The 20,217-nt window shown below is 49.2% G+C and carries 16 protein-coding genes; 10 read left to right on the top strand and 6 right to left on the bottom strand.

Translation table 11 applies throughout. The annotated features are described in order from the left end of the window. Window positions 1–189: 189 nt before the first annotated feature. The 5 genes from B7990_RS02080 (at window position 190) to B7990_RS02060 (ending at window position 7,829) form a co-directional block, all read left to right on the top strand. Window positions 190–498, top strand: coding sequence for a YbaB/EbfC family nucleoid-associated protein (locus B7990_RS02080; RefSeq protein ID WP_173353517.1), 309 nt, complete (start codon window positions 190–192; stop codon window positions 496–498). A 146-nt stretch (window positions 499–644) separates the two neighbouring features. Further along, window positions 645–2,036 carry a TolC family protein gene (locus tag B7990_RS02075; RefSeq protein WP_088639390.1) on the top strand — a complete coding sequence of 464 codons (1,392 nt, stop codon included), beginning with the start codon at window positions 645–647 and terminating at the stop codon, window positions 2,034–2,036. 20 nt (window positions 2,037–2,056) lie between these two features. Beyond that, on the top strand, window positions 2,057–3,106 hold the full coding sequence (locus B7990_RS02070; RefSeq protein WP_088639389.1) for an efflux RND transporter periplasmic adaptor subunit: 1,050 nt from the start codon (window positions 2,057–2,059) through the stop codon (window positions 3,104–3,106). 20 nt (window positions 3,107–3,126) lie between these two features. After that, window positions 3,127–6,291 carry an efflux RND transporter permease subunit gene (locus tag B7990_RS02065; protein WP_088639388.1) on the top strand — a complete coding sequence of 1,055 codons (3,165 nt, stop codon included), beginning with the start codon at window positions 3,127–3,129 and terminating at the stop codon, window positions 6,289–6,291. Window positions 6,292–6,536: 245 nt separating this feature from the next. Then, window positions 6,537–7,829, top strand: coding sequence for a GspE/PulE family protein (locus tag B7990_RS02060; protein ID WP_088639387.1), 1,293 nt, complete (start codon window positions 6,537–6,539; stop codon window positions 7,827–7,829). A 20-nt stretch (window positions 7,830–7,849) separates the two neighbouring features. Here the strand turns inward: B7990_RS02060 and B7990_RS02055 are convergent, their stop codons facing one another. Next, entirely contained in the window at window positions 7,850–8,986 is a 1,137-nt protein-coding gene (locus B7990_RS02055) for a CHC2 zinc finger domain-containing protein (RefSeq protein ID WP_088639386.1), read from the bottom strand. Window positions 8,987–9,013: 27 nt separating this feature from the next. On the opposite strand from B7990_RS02055, the gene murB reads away from it, so the two are divergent. Further along, window positions 9,014–9,940 (top strand): UDP-N-acetylmuramate dehydrogenase, encoded by a 927-nt coding sequence (gene murB / locus B7990_RS02050; RefSeq protein ID WP_088639385.1) that lies wholly within the window; start codon window positions 9,014–9,016, stop codon window positions 9,938–9,940. 35 nt (window positions 9,941–9,975) lie between these two features. On the opposite strand, the gene B7990_RS02045 is transcribed toward murB, so the two are convergent. After that, a complete protein-coding gene (locus tag B7990_RS02045; RefSeq protein ID WP_088639384.1) occupies window positions 9,976–10,383 on the bottom strand; it encodes a VanZ family protein in 408 nt (135 codons plus the stop codon). 25 nt (window positions 10,384–10,408) lie between these two features. Then, on the bottom strand, window positions 10,409–11,914 hold the full coding sequence (locus B7990_RS02040; RefSeq protein ID WP_254917285.1) for a FecR family protein: 1,506 nt from the start codon (window positions 11,912–11,914) through the stop codon (window positions 10,409–10,411). 186 nt (window positions 11,915–12,100) lie between these two features. Between B7990_RS02040 and B7990_RS02035 the strand changes: the two genes are divergently transcribed. After that, window positions 12,101–13,303: a class I SAM-dependent rRNA methyltransferase gene (locus tag B7990_RS02035; RefSeq protein ID WP_088639382.1), complete on the top strand. Its 1,203-nt coding sequence runs from the start codon at window positions 12,101–12,103 to the stop codon at window positions 13,301–13,303. A 123-nt stretch (window positions 13,304–13,426) separates the two neighbouring features. Beyond that, window positions 13,427–14,959: an FGGY-family carbohydrate kinase gene (locus B7990_RS02030; protein WP_088639381.1), complete on the top strand. Its 1,533-nt coding sequence runs from the start codon at window positions 13,427–13,429 to the stop codon at window positions 14,957–14,959. A 162-nt stretch (window positions 14,960–15,121) separates the two neighbouring features. Here B7990_RS02030 and B7990_RS02025 read toward each other — a convergent pair whose 3' ends face one another. Further along, window positions 15,122–16,429: a tetratricopeptide repeat protein gene (locus tag B7990_RS02025; protein ID WP_254917284.1), complete on the bottom strand. Its 1,308-nt coding sequence runs from the start codon at window positions 16,427–16,429 to the stop codon at window positions 15,122–15,124. 98 nt (window positions 16,430–16,527) lie between these two features. On the opposite strand from B7990_RS02025, the gene B7990_RS02020 reads away from it, so the two are divergent. Continuing rightward, on the top strand, window positions 16,528–16,773 hold the full coding sequence (locus B7990_RS02020; RefSeq protein ID WP_088639379.1) for a hypothetical protein: 246 nt from the start codon (window positions 16,528–16,530) through the stop codon (window positions 16,771–16,773). Window positions 16,774–17,108: 335 nt separating this feature from the next. Here B7990_RS02020 and B7990_RS02015 read toward each other — a convergent pair whose 3' ends face one another. Both B7990_RS02015 and B7990_RS02010 read right to left on the bottom strand, forming a co-directional pair. Continuing rightward, window positions 17,109–18,116, bottom strand: coding sequence for an FISUMP domain-containing protein (locus tag B7990_RS02015; RefSeq protein WP_088639378.1), 1,008 nt, complete (start codon window positions 18,114–18,116; stop codon window positions 17,109–17,111). A gap of 86 nt (window positions 18,117–18,202) precedes the next feature. Further along, window positions 18,203–19,087 (bottom strand): phosphatase PAP2 family protein, encoded by an 885-nt coding sequence (locus B7990_RS02010; RefSeq protein WP_088639377.1) that lies wholly within the window; start codon window positions 19,085–19,087, stop codon window positions 18,203–18,205. 61 nt (window positions 19,088–19,148) lie between these two features. Here B7990_RS02010 and B7990_RS02005 point away from each other — a divergent pair, with 61 nt between their 5' ends. Beyond that, a complete protein-coding gene (locus B7990_RS02005) occupies window positions 19,149–20,102 on the top strand; it encodes a metalloregulator ArsR/SmtB family transcription factor (protein ID WP_254917283.1) in 954 nt (317 codons plus the stop codon). Window positions 20,103–20,217: the final 115 nt, after the last annotated feature.

The following is a 20,217-nucleotide window of genomic DNA, read 5'->3' as shown; positions in this document are numbered from 1 at the left end:
GACATTTGTCATGCCCGCCTCCGAGCGGGCATCTCCGTCAAAAAAAATTCTATAATTACGAACGGGAAACAAGTCTCCGTCATCCTGACACGTAAGTGGAAGGATCCAGTAACTTAACTAGATCGGGCTATAGCCCCCATGACGAGATGCAAAATTATAAACAAAACCTTTAATAGCGAGGATATATTCATGGACATGAGCAAGATGCTTAAGGACCTTCAGAAAATGCAGAGCAAGATGCTTAAGGCACAAAACGACCTCAAGGCACAGAGCTTTGACGCCGAAGCCGGCGGCGGAATGGTGAAGGTCGCCATGAACGGAAAAGGCGTACTCACGATGGTGAAAATCAATCCGGATGCAGTAGACAAGGACGACGTCGAAGCTCTCGAAGACCTCATCATGGCCGCCGTGAATGCCGCCGTCAAGAAGAAAGACGACGCCCAGCAGGCAAGCATTTCGGACATCACCGGCGGCATGAAAATCCCCGGTTTGATGTAGTTTTTCGGCAAAATTGACCATTTTTGGCGAATTTTAGGTGCACTTCATCCCCGATATTTGCACTTCATCAAAAACACTAAAAAGTACCCTTATGAACAGGGTGCTTTTTTTTTACATTTGGCGAGCTAAATATATTAGGAGAACGAATGTCAAGGAAATTTTTAGTCCTTTCTGCCCTCGCTTTAGGGTTGATTGTACCGGCCTCGGCAAAAGTCTACACCCGAGATGAAGCGGTTCAGACCGCCATGGAAAACTCGGCAGACATCAAAACTGCAGAAGAAGACCTCATCAAAGCGTCTTCTCAAGTTGATGCAGGATACGGCAACGCCTACCCATCTATCGACCTTAGCGCCAACATCACCCGTATTTTCGGACTTAAGGATGTCAAGAACGGCACCCCGATAACAGACGCTGCTCAAGATTCCAGCATGGATGCAAGCAAGTTCGACAAGAACGTCCTCGCTCCCGCCATCGATAAAATGGTAAACGGCATGAGCGCACAGGGCTACCGCTGGCAATCCAGCGTGGGTCTCACACTCACCCAGGTCCTCTACGCCGCTGGCAAGGTCGGTACAGCGATCGATATCGCCAAAGCTTACAAGCATTTGCAAGAAGTCAATCTCGAAAACGTAAAATCTACGGTCCGTTACAATATTGACCAGGCTTTTGACGGATTCATCATGATAGATTCCTCTATGGCAATCATCGATGAAAGCCTCAAGCTCTACGAAAACAACCTTGAATTCGTAAAGCAGCAGTACCAAAGCGGTCTTGCCACGGAACTTGAAGTTGCAAGCATCCAGCTTAAAATGGATGCGCTTTCCATAGACAGGAAAACACTTGAAGAACAGCGCCTCACGGCAAAGAACGCCCTCCTCACCCTTATGGGTGTCGATTACGACAAAGACGTTCAGTTTATCGGTGAACTCCGCAACCCGGATTCAAACCTTCCGTTCCCCGATACATCCATGGCAAACATTATCAAGCGCCGTAAGGAACTGGTGATGCTTGATGCCAAGGAAGCAATGACCGAAAAGAACATCGAAATTGAAGAAGGCGGCTACAAGCCGACAATCGCGTTGGTCGGTGGTCTCAAATACGCCAACAACCAAAACAAGATTACCGAATGGGATGCCCCCAAGTGGGACAAGCTCAATAAATATGTCGCCTTGAGCTTGACCATGAACCTGTTTAACGGTATGCAGACCAAGGAAGCTGTTGTCCAGGCTAAATCCAACCTCCGCAGCACACAAATCCAAAAGGAAAGCACAATACGCTATATCCGCCTCCAAATTGAAAACAACGTCAAAGCCCTTGAAAACAGAGAAAGAAACCTCGTCGTATTAAAGGGCAACGTAGAACTAGCCGAACGCATTTACCAGATGACCGAAGCGGCCTACCAAAACGGCATGAAGTCCCAGCTTGAACTGCTCGCTGCAAATTTGGACCTTCGTAATGCCAAAAACAACTACCTGAAAGGCATCATGCAATGGAACGAAGCCTACAACGCATTGCTCAAGACCACAGGTGAATACTAAGATTTAAGAGGAAGACAATTATGAAGACTATTACAAAATCAATCATTACAATTTCTGCCCTGTCGCTCCTCCTCGCTGGATGCGGCGACGCCAAGAAAGACGCCAAGTCCGAAAATAAAGTTTCGACCATCGAAGAAATCCAGAAGGTCAATGGCAAACCTGCCCGCGTTGTAAAAGCAGCCACAGTCAAGCTCACCGACGTCCGAGCCTTCAGCGGTACCATCGAAGGTAGCCAACAGACAAAAGCAACGGCAAAGCTCAGCGACCCGATTGCCAAGATCAACGTCCGCGTCGGTTCCAAGGTCAAGAAAGACCAGGTTCTCGCAGAATTCGTCTTTACAGGCGACAACTCCGGTTACCAGCAAGCCAAGGCTGCTCTGGAATTGACTGAAAAAACGCTTGCCCGCATGAAGGAAGTTCAAGCTAAGGGCGGTGTGTCCCAACAAAGCATCGACCAGCAAGAAACCCAACTGAACGTAGCCAAGATGCAGTTGGAAGCCGCTCGCCGCGCAACGCTCGTAATCGCTCCGTCCTCTGGCACCATTACCGAAGTCAAGTTCAAGGTCGGTGAAGTTCCGGGTGTCGGTGGCGCCATGTTCACCATAGCCAATCTCGACAAGGTGATTCTCAAGCTCAACGTCACGAGTAGCGAAATCGGATTCTTCAAGAAGGGCGCCAAGGCAACGATCGAACTCAACGGCGAAAAGCTCGTCGGTGAAGTGAGCCTCATCCCGCTTGCCGCAGACCCGATAACCCGCTTCTTCCCGGTTGAAGTCACATTCAAGAACAAGGGTCAAAAGCTCCTCCCGGGCATGTACCTCACCACAAAGATTGACGCCCGTGAAGTTACAGGCGTTACAGTCCCTGTCGAAGCCATTGTCTATAGCAATGGCGTGAACTCGGTCTGGATTGTCGATAACGAAGGCAAGGCCAAGCGCAAAATCGTGCAGCTCGGTGTGCAGACCAAAACAGACATCCAAATCAAGGACGGCCTTAACGAAGGCGATGTCGTGATGGTCGAAGGCCAGAACCGCATGAACGACGGCGACAAGGTGCTGATTGTCGAATAATCGACACTGGAGAATAGCCAATGATTAAAGCCAGTATTTACAAACCAATCACCATGCTCATGGTCATCTTGACCGTGGTGGTGTTCGGTCTTTATACCTATTCCATGATGGTGGTGGACTTGATGCCGAAATTCGAAGTCCCCGTGGTTACGGCCACCATCATTTACAAGGGCGCAAACCCTGAAGAAATCGAAACCACAATTATCAAGCCGATTGAAGAACAAGTGGAACTCGTGGACGGTATCGACTACGTGCAGTCCATCTGCTTGGAAAACTACGGCATTATCGTCGCCATGTTCAACATGGGCGTGAACGTGGACGTTGCCGCAAATGACGTGCGTTCCAAGGTGGACCTCGCCTCTGCGGACTTTCCGGATGCAGTACAGGCGCCGATTATTTCGAAGGTCGATATTAACGGTGCTGCCATCATGGCAATCTCGTTCACCGGTCCTCTAAACTCTACAGAACTCCGCCAGAAAGTCGAAGACGAAATTGAACCGCTCTTCACCTCTGTTTCCGGTGTCGCAAGCGTCGATATCTTCGGTGGTACAACCCGCCAGATCGCCATCGAAGTAGACAAGGAAAAAATGATGGACCGCGGTGTCGATATCGGCACCATGATGGGCCTTTACGGCATGTCCAACGTAAACCTCCCGATTGGAGAAGTTATCGGCAAGCACAAGAACACGTCTGTGCGTACCGCAGGTAAGTTCAAGAACCTCGATGAAATGCGCAACATGGAAATTCCGACGGAAAAGGGAGTCGTCAAGCTCTCTGAAATTGCCGTCGTGAAAGATACCATCGAAACGATTACATCGACTTCCCGCTTTAACGGCATCAACTCAGTCGCTCTCGATATCAAGAAACGCTCCGACGCAAACGTCGTGGATGTTTCCAGAGGCGTGCTCAAGCGCATGGAAGAAGTCAACAAGACTCTCCCGGAAGGCTTCAAGCTCACGCTCATTTACGACAAGTCCGAAGCCGTGAACGAATCTATCGATAACGTTATCCAGAACATCATTATCGCTATTGCGCTTACCGCAGGCCTCCTGCTCCTGTTCCTCGGCAAGTTCTCGACGATGATTATCGCGGCTCTCACGATGCCGATTTCCGTGATTGGCGCATTCACGCTCATGTACTTTGCAGGCTTTGGCATCAACATGATGTCCCTCATGGCTCTTTCAAGTTCCGTGGGTCTGTTGGTGACGAACTCCATCGTCGTGCTTGAAAACATCAACAACAAGCTGAACCAAGGCCTTGATCCGAAGGAAGCCGCCTACAAGGGCACTTCTGAAATCATGATCGCCATCATGGCATCAACGCTTACAAACGTTGCCGTGTTCGTGCCGATCGCATTCATGAAATCCATCGTGGGTATCTTCTTTAGAACATTCGGTATGACTATGGTGTTTGCAACGTTCGTGTCACTCCTCGTGACATTCACGCTCACACCGCTCATGGCAGCCTACTTGTTCAAGGGCAAGAAGAAAGATGAAAACGGCAATATCATCGAAGAAAAGCCGGGCATTATCGGAAGCCTGCTGGGACTTTTCCCCAAGGCCTTGAACGGTGTTCGCTTTGTCTACTTGAAGATGCTTGGATTCTGCCTTTCTATCCCAGGTGTGATTTTCCAGGTTCTCGCTCTCGCTGCAACACTTTATTTTGTCGGAACCCTCGCCAAGAACAACTTGACTGTTGAACTTACCCCGAGACAGGACCAGGGCATGATGAGCATCAAGCTCGAAATGCCTGTGGGTACAAACATCGAGACAACCGATAGCGTGGCTCGTATTATTGAATCCCGCGTCAAGGATATTCCTGAAATTGTTCACTACAGTATGAACGTGGGTGGTTCCAACGGCTTTACGACCGTAAACCAGGCCACCATGCGTGTTAGACTCTTGAAGGACTGGGAAAAGAAGAACAATCCCAACTGGAAGGGCAGACATCGCAGTACGGACGAAATCGTCGACTCCATCCGTCCGTACCTCGCCAACATTCCAGACGCTTACATTTCCGTAAAGTCCACCTCCGCCTCTGAAATGCAGAACAACTCCGCTGGCGATGTGGTGCTCGAAGTGAGCGGTCTCCATGCAGACTCCGTCATCAAGGCATCACAAATCGTCCTTGACCGAGTCCAGCAAAAGATTGACGGCATCGTGGATATCAAGACAAGCTATGAAGCCGGTAAGCCTGAAATCCGCTTGATCCCGAACCGCGCCGCCATGGCCGACTATGGAGTAACGCTAGAAACAGTCGCAAACTACAACTACATTGCAGTGAACGGTTTCGAAGCAGGCCAGTACACCGAAGACGGTGAAGAATACGACGTTTACGTACGCTTAATGGAAAAGGATAGGCAGAGCCATGCCGACATCGAAGACCTGCCTGTCAAGACACCGAAGGGCTACGTAAGTGCTAGCGAACTCTTCCACATCGAAGATGGTGCTGGTCCGACACGTATTGACCGTAAGCGCAAGATGAGACGTGTAGACGTTTCGATGAACTTGCTCCCTGGCCACACGACCGGTGAAATCATGGGCAAACTCACGGAACTTACAAACAGCATGAAGGACGAACTCCCAGAAGGTATCTCGTTCAGCTTCGGTGGTAACGCAGACATGCAGAACGACATGCAGAAGGAATTCATGACGGCAATCGTGATGGCAATTATCCTTACCTACATCTTGCTTGTTGCTCTCCTCGAAAGCTTTGCACAGCCGTTTATCATCATGACAACCATCCCGATGGGTGCAATCGGTGTGCTCCTCGCCCTCGTCATTACTGGCAAGGCGCTCTCCATGATCGCCCTCATGGCTATCGTTATGTTGATCGGAGTGGTGGTGAACAACGCTATTCTTTTGCTCGATGAATCCAACCGCTTGCTGCGTAGTGGAAGCATGGGCCGCCGCTCGGCAATGTTGACCGCCGCCAAGGCAAAGTTCCAGCCGATCGTGCTTGCAACTCTTGCCTCCGTGATTGCACAACTTCCACTTGCATTCGCTCTCGGTGGTAACGTCGCTGCAATGACTCAGCCGATGGGTATCGCATCTGTGGGTGGCTTGATCGTGTCCGCCATCCTCACGATGTTCCTTGTGCCGACATTCTTCTGGCTCCCGAACGCCCTCTTTAGCAAGGCTAAGAAAGGCGCCAATAAAGTCAAGGCAAAGTTCAGCAAGGCATAATTAAATTTCATTAGACAACTCCGCAAAGTCCCCCACCCGGGGGACTTTTTTTGTGCAGTGTCATCCTGAACAAAGCCCGTAAGGGCGACGTGAAGGATCCAGTTAAGCTTTGATTTTTCACAACAAGAAATTACTGGATCCTTCCCCCTTCGGTGTCAGGATGACTTTACGGCACTTTGCAAACGGTTGGTTGCAAAATTTGCGTGATTGTGCTTTTTCAAAACTTTTGTATGTATTTTATGGGGATGAATGCAAAAAACTTGTCCAAAAAATGGTGCCAGAAAAACGGAATTGCGGTTGTTGAACGCAACGAGTGCGTCGAGGAAAGCACCACGCCCATGAAAGTCGCCGTGCCTAATGCAAACGACGAATTTCTTCTCGAAAAAATCCGATTTGTCACGCAACAGTGCGTTATCCCGGAACAGCACACCCCTGCCGAAATCAGGCTCATGAACAGTCACGCAGATTCGATCGATGAAGACTTACTCCAGCATCTCAATCATCTCGAGATTTCGCGAAATTCTTCTTGGGAATCGGAACCGATTATAAATCTCGTAGATAGCCTAATCATCAAGGCGCTCCAGAAAAAAGCAACCGACATCCACCTTGAGCCAATGGCAGAAGCGTTCCGCGTACGTTTTCGCATTGATGGACTTTTAACGGAATACCGCACATTTCCGCAATGGCTTGCCGAGCCTGTGCTGATACGCCTGAAAGTCATGGCCAATGTCGATATCACGGAGCGCCGCTTGCCGCACGACGGGAGTTTCGCCTTTGAAGATTTTCGTGAAAAGGTGAACATCCGCGTCAGTACCATTCCCGTAAACAACGGCGAGAAATGCGTATTGCGATTGCTCCCCGCAAACGACTCCGCGCAAACACTCGACAGCCTTGATTTTAGCAAGTCTACGCTCCATGCAATTCGGAAAATTTTCAGCGCCCCGCAAGGGCTGTTCCTCGTTACAGGCCCCACAGGAAGCGGCAAGACGACAACGCTTTACGCCGGATTGCGAGAAATCATCCAGCGAAAGCTCAACGTCACGACCATAGAAGATCCGGTGGAATATGAACTCCGAGGAGCAAATCAAGTTCCCGTCAACGAGAAATGCGGATTCACGTTCGCAGTCGCATTGCGTTCCATTTTGCGCCAAGATCCGGACGTGATTCTTGTCGGAGAAATTCGCGATGCAGAGACCGCACAAATTGCATTGCAGGCCGCACAGACAGGGCATCTCGTTTTGAGCACATTGCACACGAACAGCGCAAAAGCAGCAGCATCAAGGCTACTCGATCTAGGCATACAAAAAAGCATCTTGGAAGAAGCTTTGCTTGGCGTTTTTGCCCAGCGCCTCGTAAGAAAAATAGACAAAACAATTTCTTGCGAATCGTCACCGCATTACAAAGGCAGAACCGTCGTCTGCGAATTGCTTTTACCCAACAACACCTACGCCGACGGCACCATGCAAGAAAACGCAAGAAAGCTCGTAGAATCCGGCATCACCACCGAAGAAGAAGTTAAAAGAGTGTTAGGATCATAACAAGTGAACTATTTCTTAGTTCACTTCTTCCCACCAAACCAATCGTTGATGTCTTCGCCTTCTTTCATCGACAATTTGCCAAATTGATCCACACCATCACCAAGCACAACCGTGCGGATTCCCGCCTGAGCAAAAACGGTCTGCAAATACTCCGTGCCACTGCGGCCCGCCTCATCCTTGTCCAAACAAAGCACAACACTCTTGTTCTTGAAAAGCGGGAGCCATTCCGTCTTGAACGAACGTACCCCAGGAATTCCAATCGCCGCAATGCGTTGGCCCAAGAACGTAAGCGTATCGACCACGCCTTCGCACAGGTAAACCCAGCCAGGCTTTTCATCAAGCGCAGAAACATTATACGGGTACGGCACCGTTCCGCGCAGATTCAGTTCCTTTGGAACAACCGTGCTATCAATCGCTCGCGCCTGGAAATAGAACGAACGTCGTTTGCTATCGAGATACGGGAAAAACAGCGGATGCTTGTAATACCTCAAGTTCCCCTTTTCACTGAAAAGCCCCACGTACTTGAGGACTTCCAAATCGTAAGTTTCCTTTAGTTTGTTGTTAAGCGCACCGTAATCCGTAATCGTACGCAAAAGCATTTTATCCCAAATCGGCTTGTAGATGCGGCGACGCGCCAGGTATGATGCCGCAGGCGTCTTGTCAACAGGACTCAGCATTTTCAAGAACGAGAGGATAATCTTTTTACGTTCTTCTTCGCTCACAAGCTCCTTTGCGGGTTCTGGAGAGCTATATTCAAGAGCCGCATCACGGGTCACTGTTTTCGCAACAAGAGTCGCACTTTGAGCCGTTGACACATTCGACGCCGAAGATCCATTCGGCAGCGCAGTTGCAGATGCAGGCGCCCCGCGCAACAAAAATCCATACGTTTCCTTGAGCCAGTTCAGAGCTTCCAGGAACGAACAATTTTTCACAATCTGGACAAGTGAAATCACATCACCGCGAACGTCATCGCAAACCCAGCAACGAAAAGTTCCTCTTTCTTCAGAAAACGAAACCGAAGGCGTTCTATCGCCATGCGAATGGCGCGTCGGAAAAAAACAACGACAGCGTCCACGCACCACAGGCACACCAAGCGCTGTAGCAACAGCCGTAATCGACAACGCCGCCTTAAATTGTTTCAGTTCCTCTTCTGTCATGGCTCCAAGAATATATATATTTTCGTCATGATTATTCAAGAAAATGTACCGATGAGCGAGCACACGTCCTTTAAAGTAGGCGGTCCCGCACGATATTTCGTCAAAGCTGAATCCGTAAACGATATCAAAGACGCAATTGCATTTGCAAATGAACATGCGCTTCCGAGTTTCGTTATTGGCAAGGGCACGAACTTGCTCGTCTCCGACAGCGGATACAAAGGCGTCATTATCCAGCTCGGTAAATTTTTCTCGGAAATCACGAACATCGGAAATGGAAAGATTTGCGCCAAAGGCGCCACACCGCTCGCCCGCCTCGCCCGCTACACGATTAACGAAGGCCTTGCCGGTATCCACAAGCTCGCCGGCATTCCCGGGAGTCTCGGCGGTGCGATTTACATGAACGCAGGCGCTTACGGTCAAGATGTTTCGCAGACTTGCATTGAAGTCGAAAGCATCGATTCCGCAGGCAATTTGCACACGCGAACCGCAGCAGACTGCAAATTCGGCTACCGCCACAGCATTTTCCAGGATCTCGCCGCATCTCGCGAAAATGCAGAAACAATTCTTTCTGCCACATTCCAGCTCACGCCCGCGACAGAACTTAACAAGACGGCCAAAGATCTCGAAAGCGAAATGCAGGAATGCATGACAAAGCGCCGCAATTCGCAGCCGCTTTCCATGCCCAATGCCGGCAGCACCTTCAAGCGTCTAGATGCAGGCGCCGCCGAAACGCCGACACAAATCGCACCAGGTTACTACATCGAACAGGCGGGTTTAAAAGGCTACCGCATAGGCGGCGCCGAAGTGAGCCGTGTACACGCAAACTTTATCGTAAACGCAGACCACGCTACCGCCGCAGACATCAAATCACTCAGCGAATACGTTCAAAAAGTTGTCGCCGAAAAATTCGGCATTCAGCTTCACAGAGAAGTGATTCTGCTCGGAGAATTTTAGTATTTAAAAAACGACAAGAAGGTGATTCCTACTGTCTACTTAACAAGCGGATCGTACTTGTTCAAGATTTTAACGATTAGCCAATAGACCAGACCGCCGATCATGCCACCGAGCGCATCGGCAATCAAGTCGTAACCGCTACAGTCGCGGCCTTCCACAAAGCTCTGGTGGTATTCGTCCGTGCAACCGTAGGCAAGCGCAATCGCCATGATAATGAGCACCTTGAGCCACGGCTTCATAGACCACTGACCGCGCGCCCACCACATGCAAAAGCATCCCGCCAGAGTCGCATATTCGCAAGTATGCGCAAGCTTATCCCACACATGCGGGAAGCCTTCCAATTCAACAGAAGTCATCGAAGAAATTTTAAAGATAATTGCCATGCAGAGGATGGCCGGAACTTTTCTGAAAAACGGATACTTGTCAAATAAAGATTCAAACATGCGCCCAAATTTAGCTTTTTAGACGCTATTCATCCTTGAGCAAATGCTTGGAAACGACATTTTTATATTCTTCTTCTGCCGTCATGTCATTAATACGATTGCTTTTTTTGCCATCTTCGTAATTCTCAAAGAAGCAGTAAGTCTCGTAAACCTTTCGCGCCTTAATCTTCTTGCCGTTCACAAACGTGGCTATAATTTCAAAATGGGCAATCCTGTTCTGCTTGAGGCGAATCGGAAGTTTAAAAGAATTTGTTGTTAATTCATCATCGCTATAGGTTTTAACAATTGCGCCTTTACGTTTCACGACAATGTTCTTGATTTGCGACATGCCTGATCCCATCAAGCCTGCGACACTAAAACGGAGCGTTGCCGGGATATCGCGTTCTTCAGGTAGCACATGTACTCGTTCACGACCAGAACCTTCGACGACAATCGAAGGCTTGAGCTTCTTAGGCTGAACCGTATCCTTAGCGACATTCGACTTGCGTTCATCCGCCTTCGTCAAGACCTCCGCCATCTTTGCCGAAACAAAATTCGTAAGCCATGTATGGCAAACGAATTCCACTTCGCCATTGCTGCAAGTTACAACAAAACGCTTCGGACCAAACGCCGTGGAATCACCCCATTCAAAAGTACGCTTATACGTTCCACTTTCAGGGATTTTATCAACAACACCCTGTATCGAGACAAATGTTCCAGGAACAAACAGAGCTTCTAGCGTAACACTCGGTTTTCCGATATACTCGTTCAGCATTTTCGGCTTGAAAGCCAACTGTGAACGCACCATAAAATCCTCAGCCTTTTTCTTGTATAGATCATCAAATTCTAACAACTTAGCTTCAACCTTATCAAGATTCAGCTTTGAAGCATGCACTCCAGATTCAATAGCCATTTCCGTCGCAATCGAATCAATCGCACGAGCCAAAAATAACGAACCAGAACTGGAAAGGGAAAGAACTTTTACCCCATTTACATTGGCAATCATGGTTTGCCCAGATTTTAAGGACGGCACGGTATCCATTTTCACCACAACATCCAGGCACCCGTCCTTGAGAGAGGAAACTTCCAATCCATCAACATTCTCAATAAAGCCGGCCGTTCCACGGACTATAGATGACACATTCTCGGTGCGGATTTCAAACTCGTCCTTGACAGCCTGCTTTTGCACGTCAAACAGCAATTTTCCATAACGGAGCGAAACGGAAGCTTTTCGTTTCAGGTTTTCCACATTTTCCGTACCGAATGCAATTTCCGAGCGGCCATCAATCTTAAGCGCAGAACCATCCGCCACAGAAATCACAACCGAGGAACCCGCTTCTGTCACAACGGACGATTTTCCATGGACCAGCTGACCAACGTTTAACTTATTGGCGGCGCCATCAGCAGATTTAACGCGGGCACTCCCTACAATATCGCGTATAATACCATTAAAAAAAGAATTCTCTGGAGCAGTTTGTACAGACTCATTTTTACGAGAAGTCTCAGAATCGCCACAGGCACACAAAAACAGAACAACCAGGATTAACCCCAATAGTCCAACTCGATAAATCTTTGTGTGAAGGCAATGTACCATGTTTTTTAATCTAGTAATTAAAATTTCAAAAAAGAAATTTACAATCACTTTACCCCCTCGATTAAAAACAAGAATTTGCGCTCCGTCACATTCTCAGAAAAGCGCTCTAAAAGAAATATAATAAAAATTTCTAAATTTTTAGCTATGAAAGCAATTACATTGAAAGCCGGACGTGACAAGTCCGCCCTCCGTTACCACCCTTGGATTTTCAGCGGCGCCATTGATGAAGTTGTTGGCGACCCCGCACTTGGTGACGTTGTCGAAGTTTACAGCTACCACAGCGATTTTTTGGGCCTTGCCGCCTACTCCCCCAAATCCCAGATTCGTGGCCGTTTCTGGACCTTCGGGACCGAAGGAAAGAACGTCAAGATAGACCGTGAATTCTTTAGCGACATCCTGGACCGCGCAATAGCCTCGCGCAAAAGCCGCGGGTTCGACATTCAGGACAAGGAAAGCGCATTCCGCCTCGTGAACGCCGAAAACGACGGCATTCCGGGCTGCATCATCGACAAGTACGCCGACATCTACTCCGTCGAAATTCTCGCAGCAGGAGCCGAAGTCAACCGCCAGATTATCTACGAATTGCTCGCCGAAAAGACGGGTTGCCGAGGCATTTACGAGCGTTGCGATTCCGAAGTTCGCAAAAAAGAAGGGCTTCCGCTCCGCACGGGCGTTGTGTATGGCGAGGTTCCCGACGAGCCGGTCATCATCAACGAAAACGGGATTCTGTTCCCGATTGACGTGAAGAACGGACACAAGACAGGCTATTACCTCGACCAGCGCGATGCCAGACGCCGAGTAGGCGAACTCGCCCGTGGCAAGAAGATGCTCAACTGCTTCTGCTATACTGGAGGTTTTGGCCTCTACGCCCTCCGTGGCGGATGCGAAAAAGTCTACCAGGTCGATGTTTCCAAGGACGCCCTCAAGCTCGCTAAGGAAGGTATCATGCGCAACAAATTAAGCACGGCGCATGCAACGCATGTCGAAGCAGACGTGTTCCAGTACTTGCGCAAGTGCCGAGACAAGGCCGAGACGTTCGACTTCATCGTACTCGACCCGCCGAAATTCGTCGAAAGCAAGGACAACTTGCAGAAAGGCGCCCGCGGTTACAAGGATATTAACTTGCTTGCAATGAAGCTCCTTGCCGAAGGCGGCATGCTTGCCACGTTCAGCTGTTCCGGCCTCATGGAAATGGACCTGTTCCAGAAGATTATCGCCGACGCCGCAGCCGACGCTCACCGTCGTGTGCAGATTATCGAGCGTTTTGGACAGCCCGCCGACCATCCCGTAAACACAGCCTTCCCCGAAGGGCAATACCTCAAGGGACTCCTGGTCCAGGTCGTTTAACAGACTCTGCCGATATAAAAACTTTCAAAAAACTTACTACGCAGGTGACAAAGCCTGCGTTATTTTTTTATAATTTTGGTAGAAGAAAAAAATTATATGTGGACGGTTTTATAGAGGTCAGAAATGTATCTAGTTACTTATGATATCGGAAATTCCTTTATAAAAGCAACACTCACAAAAATAGCGAACTCCATTGAATTTGTAGGTGCAACCGTAGTCAGCACACACAGCACCACAACCTTAGGTGGCAAAGGCGTCGAACAGAATACCGAACAATGGTGGGATTCCATCTGCCGCAGCACAAAGGAACTGCTCAAAAATTACGGCATTGCAAGCAACCAAATCAAGGGGATCAGTTTCTGTTCACAAATGAACGGAACGGTTCTAGTCGATGAAAATGGCACCCCAGTCCGCCCTGCAATGACGTTCCTCGACAGGCGCGCCGATCAGGAATTCAAAGACTACTTCAACCACGGGTTGCGCTTCCATGGCTTGAACATTTTTAAGCTCATCAAGGCCATGCGCCATACGAGCATGGTCCCAGTGGGAGGCTACAGCCCAGTATGGAAGTACAAGTGGGTACAAAATAATGAACCCGAAAACTTTGCCAAAGTCGACAAGTTCCTGGATGTCGGTGACTACCTCCTATTCAAGACCACAGGTCGATTTGTACGCACCGAAGATTCCGCATTCTGCACAGCGCTTAACGATTGCCGCAAAGGTCATTCTGGCTGGAGCCATACGATGGCCAAGGCTTATGGCATCAATGAAAATCATTTGCCAGAAATCGTGCAGAGCACCGATATAGTCGGTCATGTAACGCCTACAGCCGCAGAACAGATGGGGTTAGAAAAAGATACTCCGGTCATCGCAGGTGGTGGAGACGTCGCGATGGTCGCAATCGGCTGCGGCGACACGCAAAGCAATCTCACCGGCATCTACTGCGGGACCTCAGGCTCCGTATGCACGGTCGTCGATCACATCATCCAGTTTGCAGACATCATGATGATCGCCGTCAAAGGCCCGAATCCCGCACAAAAATATCTGTACGGCGAATTGGAAACGGCTGGTAAATGCTTTGCCTGGGCGCGCGAACTCATCGGGAAGTTAGACAATTCCCAATACAGCTACGAAGAATGCGCCTCGCTTATTTCCAAAGCAGAACCGGGTTCTCATGGGCTTCTGTTCACGCCATTCATGAATGGTTGCAAGACCCCCTTTGAAGATGGCGAAATCCGCAGTTCCCTCTCGGGCATTGATTTGGAAACGAGCCGTGGGGACCTACTCCGCGCCGTCATCGAAGGCATTTGCTTCCATTTCCGCTGGCTTTTGGAATGCCAGGCCAAGAAGTGCAAGATATCGGATACGATCCGCTTTGCAGGCGGCCTTGCAAGAATCAACATCGTAAACCAGATTCTTGCAGACGTGACCGGACATACAATTGAAACGGTCAAGCACCCGCAATACGTAGGAGCACTCGGCGCAGCGGCTGTCGCCGCCATCGGCCTTGGACAGATGAAATTCGAAGACATCCATAGCTATATCGAAGTCACGAACACATACACTCCAGACTCCGAAAATCACGAGATTTACAACAAGCTCTATAAGAAGTTCCTGGAAAAAGTCAGGAGCGATCGAAAGCTTGTGAAGGGATAATTTTTCCCTAGAGAGATGAAAGGGAGATGCCTGCCCTTCGACAAGCTCAGGGACCTGAGCAGGCATGACATCATAAAGTTAATGCCGGGACAAGCCCGGCATGACATTGTACAAAATCTTTCAGTTGTAACTAATAACTAAAAACCATTGACTAATGGCTAATTAGCGCTTGTTACGCGGAAGTTCGCTGGCGTGTTTTTCAAGCCATACAGCATCTTCGAGTGCTCGTTCGGCTTCAGCAGCCCAGTCCGAATCAGGATATCCACGAAGAACTTCACGGTAGCGCGTTACAGCACTATGGAAGTCGCGCATTTCGCGGTAGATGTTGCCCATCTGGAGCATGGCGAAATAGCGTTCATCCGGAGTGATTTCATTTTCAAGCAAAGCCTTGTACATTTGGAGAGCGGCTTCGTTATAGCCATCCGCAAACAAGGCGTTGGCATTGGCAATGGAATTCGTTGCCGTCGAAGCAACTTCTTCCTTCGGAGCGACAGCTTCAACAGACTTCGCCTTGTCGTTCCCGCTCTTCTTGGCATCCTTCAAAGCTTTAGCTTCGGCTTCCTGCATAGCCTTTTCTTCAGCAGCGGCGCTCGCGACAGCGTTGATTTCAGCCATGCGGTCTTCGGCTGCCTTACGGAACTTGGCATCCGGGGCGGCCTTCTTCAAATACGCGGAGAGATATTTCTTTTCCTGATCGGTATGCTTGCTCTTCTGGTTGATCTTTGCCAAATAGTAGTTTGCGTCATTACCGCGTTCCTTGTACGAAAGACCCTTCTTCAAGTTGAACTCGGCCTTGTCGTATTCTCCCATCTCATAACGGGTTAAGCCTGCATAGAAGTATGCACCAGCATCGCCAGGCTTCTTCGAGAGAACAGCTCTCCAGAGTGGAGCGGCTTCAGCATAGCGGCCTTCGGCAAGCAATGCCTTGCCCTTTTCAAACGGATCTTCAGAAGCAGCCGTTGCAGGCGACGGTTCGACCTTCGGAGCTTCAACCTTTGCAGGAGCGGCGGGCTTAGCTGGTTCAGCTTTAGCAACAGGCGCCGGCTGGGCGGCCTTTGCAGGTTCAGCCTTAGCTTCGGCCTTCGGCACACTTGCAGCAGCAGGAGCAGCCTTAGCGCCCTTGATTTTAGCGCGTTCAGCGTCAGCCTTGGCCTGCTGGCCCATGGCTTCGTAAGCCTTTGCGGCACCTTCGTACGCTTCGGTCAAGCTAGGATCATAACCATAAGCGAGGCGGAAGTTTGCAACAGCGCCCTTATAGTCCTTCATCTTCATGCGAACCTTGCCTGCCGCCATGTAGGCTTCAGTATTCTTCTTATTTTCAGCCAACATGGCTCGGTATTCCCCAAGAGCCTTGTCATATTGACCCTTGGCCTCAAAGCGGGCACCCTGTTCAATACGGGGGTCCACAGCCCAAGTTTGAGACATTCCAACCAACAACGCAAGTGCGATAAAAGACAATTTCTTGTTCATAGTAAAAAATTTAGTAAAAACCATTGACTTTATGACACAGATTGACGATATTACAAGCAGAGACGCGGATAATTTTAATTATCTGCAAAGGAGAAAAAATGAAAATCACTGAAGCTGTCGATAAATATAAACCAGACGAACAAGAGCTCATCATCGAAGCTTATGAACGCGAGGGGGGCGACACCGACGATGTAGATCTCATCCTCCTTGACCGCATCTGTGCACGACTTGGACTTGGCCTCGACAACGAAGACCTAGACAACGACGACATCGCCGAAGAAATCAATTTTGACGAATACGGGAGCCATTTCGGAGACGTTTCAGAAAGCGAAGACGAACTGTAAATTCATATAGTGACATTTAATGACACACTCTTTATCTATTTTATAAACAGTTAAAGATAATCATTAAAGGTCGCACATGTTCAACATCCACTTTTCCTTCAGCCCGAGCAAAATATTTCTTCTTTCATTAACGGTAATCGTCTTCGGGCTTTTCGTTTACCTTTCGGGGAGCTATGCCTCTGCGACAGTATTTTCTATACTGTACGCCTTTTTTGCAATAGCCGATTAATAAAATTTAACTGGATCCTTCACGGCTTTCGCCGTTCAGGATGACGAGTTGCAACGATTGCTCAGGATGACGTTTTGCAAGGACCGTTCAGGATGACGTCTAAACATCAATCTGCGACGCAGCGGACATAGAGTCCTTTGTAAACGCTGGCATCGGTGCGTTCAATATCCTTGTCTGCGCGGTTAAACTCCCAAGAGCGGGCGGTATTCGCCTGAATAGAGGTTTTCGACCAGTAATGCCCAGAATTCATCCCGTCGCAGAAATTATCCCAGTCCTGACAACCTCCCTGCCCTAAATTATCCCAATCGAGCGTGGCGCGGTCCTTCTGGAAATCACGCCATTCGCCGTCATCCGGCAGGTGCCATCCCGAAGGACAAGCCTTGAGCGCATCATCGTAAGTGTAATAGCGTCCAAACTTTTCGCAATAAGTTTTATCTTCCACATAGCACTGTTTTTCAGAAGTTACGCTAAATGCGAGATTTTTCATCATCCAGATTTTGCCGCCACGGACATCGACCTTGTACTTTTTATTGTCGCGTTTGTCCGTAAAAATCATATCCTTCGGAGAGATATTCTTTTCGGCAAACTGGTCTCGTGCAAAAACGCAACGGATCTGGATGGCATCGGCTTCTTCGATATCCACGTACTTCGTTGTTCCACGCTTGGTTTCAAGCCTTATGGCGTGATTGGCAGGGCCACGGACCGCAAAATAGGCAAAGCCTTTTCTGGCATTCACCACTTCATCAAATTCAAACTTGTAAAAGCCGAGCGCAGAATGTCCAACAAAATCATTCATGCTCTGGACTTTATCCGGACCGGAGAATTTTTCTTCAATCAGTTCATCCCAGTCTGTTTCATCCGGGAGCAGCGTTCCTTCCGGGCATGATGCTTGCCAGCTATCGCTGCGATAAAAAGGAATCCCATTTTCGTCAGTAAAGTAAGAGGTTTTGCTGTACTTGAGACTTTGTTTGAACCAGTTTAGAGAACCAGAAGGAATTCCGCGATAAACACGCCCATCCCTGTAATCTTTAAATTCGGCTGCATAATTATGGCTGACCACAGACACGGTCAAAATAGCAACGGCACACAAACGATGCCACACCTCATCCAACATCAAAAACCTCTTCTAGCAAAAAGACTTACGAAGTAAGCCTACACAATATATATACGCTTTTTCAAAAAAAATGCTATAAAAAATTGTCAAAAGTAAAAAATAGCGCCGATATTGCCCGGAATTGCCCAAAAAGAAATTTTCTTTTTACAAATTTCATGCAATTTAAGCACACCAAAGCTTACGCCCGTTCCCACTAGCGCCCCAACTACAACATCAGTAGGATAATGTTTGCCCGCGACAACGCGCAAGGCGCCAACAGCCCCGGCAAGCGTCAATGACGATGCCCACACGAGACCTCTGTACTGAGAATTCGGATAAATTTCCGAGAACCACTCCCCTGTGAACACGGCTACCGTGAACGCCGCCGATGCATGCCCAGAATAGAACGAGCCGTAAGCTTCCCCACGTGCGGCCTCCGCCTTTTTGCGACCTTCACCACGTTCAGCATAAATGTAAGGGCGTGGCCATAACTGCGTCGAACGCACCAGCTGGTTCAAGGCGTTCTGCAAGGCAATCGCTTCCACAAACATGAGCGTGAAGGTTCCAAAGTCATGACCATCGGCATCGCCCTTATACCAGGAGTACCCCGCCAAAGCCAAAGGAGCTACAGCCAAGGCTCCCGAATAATGGCTCACGGTCGTCGCCCACCCGCTGTAACGCCCCGCAAAAGGGCGATCCCACGGCAAAAGCTCCGATTTAGGCTTCAGATTGCTCGAAGAAATGCGCGACATCCCGTAATACTGATAAACGCCCAGCACCGAAGTCATGACAATTCCGAGCGTGAGCGGAACATCCAAGCGGACCGAGACTTCATAGTGGCGAGCGCTTGACGCCATTCCAGATGCGCCGAGCATGTTCCGAGATGCGCCGGATGCAATTCCAGATGCGCCGGGCGTACCAAAAGCAAGCGTTGCCGAGCACAGCACCGCAAAAAGCACTCGAAATAAGCTTTTAAATCGCCCAGAAAACATCAAAGTCCATCTAAAAATTTATATTCACAGACACAAACATACAAAAGTATTGGCGGACCACGTGACAAATTCGAATTTAAACCAGAACCGAGAACCGATCATCCCGAACATGGAACTTTTTGGAGCCATTTCCGACGAAATGCGCCTCAAGATATTGCTCCTACTGGACCAGTCCGAATTCACTGTCAACGAAATCAAGGACATTCTGGATATCCACCAGAGTAACGCGAGCCGCCACTTGGCAAAGCTTTCACAATGCGGACTCGTGAAAGACCGCCGCGACGGCATCAAGGCTTATTACCGCCTGAGCGAAGAACTTTACATGAGCAGCCGCCTGTTGCAGATTATCCGCGAAGCCTACGACGAACTGCAGGACAAGGATATTCTCAAGTGCCGCGCCGCACAAGCGCTCGAAGAACGCACCGACAAGACCAAAGGGCAAATCCATAAGCTAGACCAAGCAGGCGGTAGCCTCAAGGCGCAAATCAGCCTGTTCAGCAAGCTCATGGTGCCGTTCGAAAATGCCGTGGACATTGGTTGCGGCGAAGGCGGCGACCTCTCGCTCATGCTCGCGAGCCGCTGCAAGAACGTGACAGCCCTCGACTACGATCCGAAAATCATCAGCGGACTCCAGCAGATTTTGCACCAGAAGGGCATCGAAAACGTGACGCCGAAAGTCGCGGACATGACGCAGACGGGCCTCCCCTCCAACTACGCGGACCTCGTCTTGATGAGCCAGGTGTTGCACCACGCCACGGACCCGCGCCTCGCCCTCAAGGAAGCGACCCGCATCCTGAAACCAGGTGGAATGCTTGCGCTCTTGGACCTCGCCCAGCACAAGGAAGAATCGTTCCGTACGACGCATGGCCACATTTGGCTTGGGTTTGAACGCAGTCAGCTCGAATTCTTTGTGAAGGAACTCAACTGCAAGGTGGTCGAAAGCGAAATCATCCCAAGCGAAAACGAAGTCGACAAAAAGCTCCCCGTGATTTGCATGATTATTACTAAAGAGTAGGAAGTAGGCGGTAGGAAGTGGTTAGTTGGCAGAGCTAACTTCTAAAAAACACTTGACCGTTTCGGGAAAATCAAATATTTTTATAAAAAAATTCAAGGAGAAACTCATGGGCAAA

It is taken from the genome of Fibrobacter sp. UWB4 (assembly GCF_002210345.1).
Taxonomy (GTDB): Bacteria; Fibrobacterota; Fibrobacteria; order Fibrobacterales; family Fibrobacteraceae; genus Fibrobacter.
The sequence above is the reverse complement of the archived record's forward strand: the minus strand, read 5'-3'. Positions and strand labels throughout refer to the sequence as shown.

What these genes read in the sequence shown, in the direction of transcription:
- B7990_RS02080 (WP_173353517.1), top strand. Translation starts at nt 190, where the DNA reads ATGGACATGAGCAAGATGCTTAAGGACCTTCAGAAAATGCAGAGCAAG.
- B7990_RS02010 (WP_088639377.1), bottom strand. Translation starts at nt 19,087, where the DNA reads ATGTTTTCTGGGCGATTTAAAAGCTTATTTCGAGTGCTTTTTGCGGTG.
- B7990_RS02055 (WP_088639386.1), bottom strand. Translation starts at nt 8,986, where the DNA reads ATGACAGAAGAGGAACTGAAACAATTTAAGGCGGCGTTGTCGATTACG.
- B7990_RS02025 (WP_254917284.1), bottom strand. Translation starts at nt 16,429, where the DNA reads ATGAACAAGAAATTGTCTTTTATCGCACTTGCGTTGTTGGTTGGAATG.
- B7990_RS02020 (WP_088639379.1), top strand. Translation starts at nt 16,528, where the DNA reads ATGAAAATCACTGAAGCTGTCGATAAATATAAACCAGACGAACAAGAG.
- B7990_RS02030 (WP_088639381.1), top strand. Translation starts at nt 13,427, where the DNA reads ATGTATCTAGTTACTTATGATATCGGAAATTCCTTTATAAAAGCAACA.
- B7990_RS02060 (WP_088639387.1), top strand. Translation starts at nt 6,537, where the DNA reads ATGAATGCAAAAAACTTGTCCAAAAAATGGTGCCAGAAAAACGGAATT.
- B7990_RS02035 (WP_088639382.1), top strand. Translation starts at nt 12,101, where the DNA reads ATGAAAGCAATTACATTGAAAGCCGGACGTGACAAGTCCGCCCTCCGT.
- B7990_RS02015 (WP_088639378.1), bottom strand. Translation starts at nt 18,116, where the DNA reads ATGTTGGATGAGGTGTGGCATCGTTTGTGTGCCGTTGCTATTTTGACC.
- murB (WP_088639385.1), top strand. Translation starts at nt 9,014, where the DNA reads ATGATTATTCAAGAAAATGTACCGATGAGCGAGCACACGTCCTTTAAA.
- B7990_RS02075 (WP_088639390.1), top strand. Translation starts at nt 645, where the DNA reads ATGTCAAGGAAATTTTTAGTCCTTTCTGCCCTCGCTTTAGGGTTGATT.
- B7990_RS02045 (WP_088639384.1), bottom strand. Translation starts at nt 10,383, where the DNA reads ATGTTTGAATCTTTATTTGACAAGTATCCGTTTTTCAGAAAAGTTCCG.
- B7990_RS02065 (WP_088639388.1), top strand. Translation starts at nt 3,127, where the DNA reads ATGATTAAAGCCAGTATTTACAAACCAATCACCATGCTCATGGTCATC.
- B7990_RS02070 (WP_088639389.1), top strand. Translation starts at nt 2,057, where the DNA reads ATGAAGACTATTACAAAATCAATCATTACAATTTCTGCCCTGTCGCTC.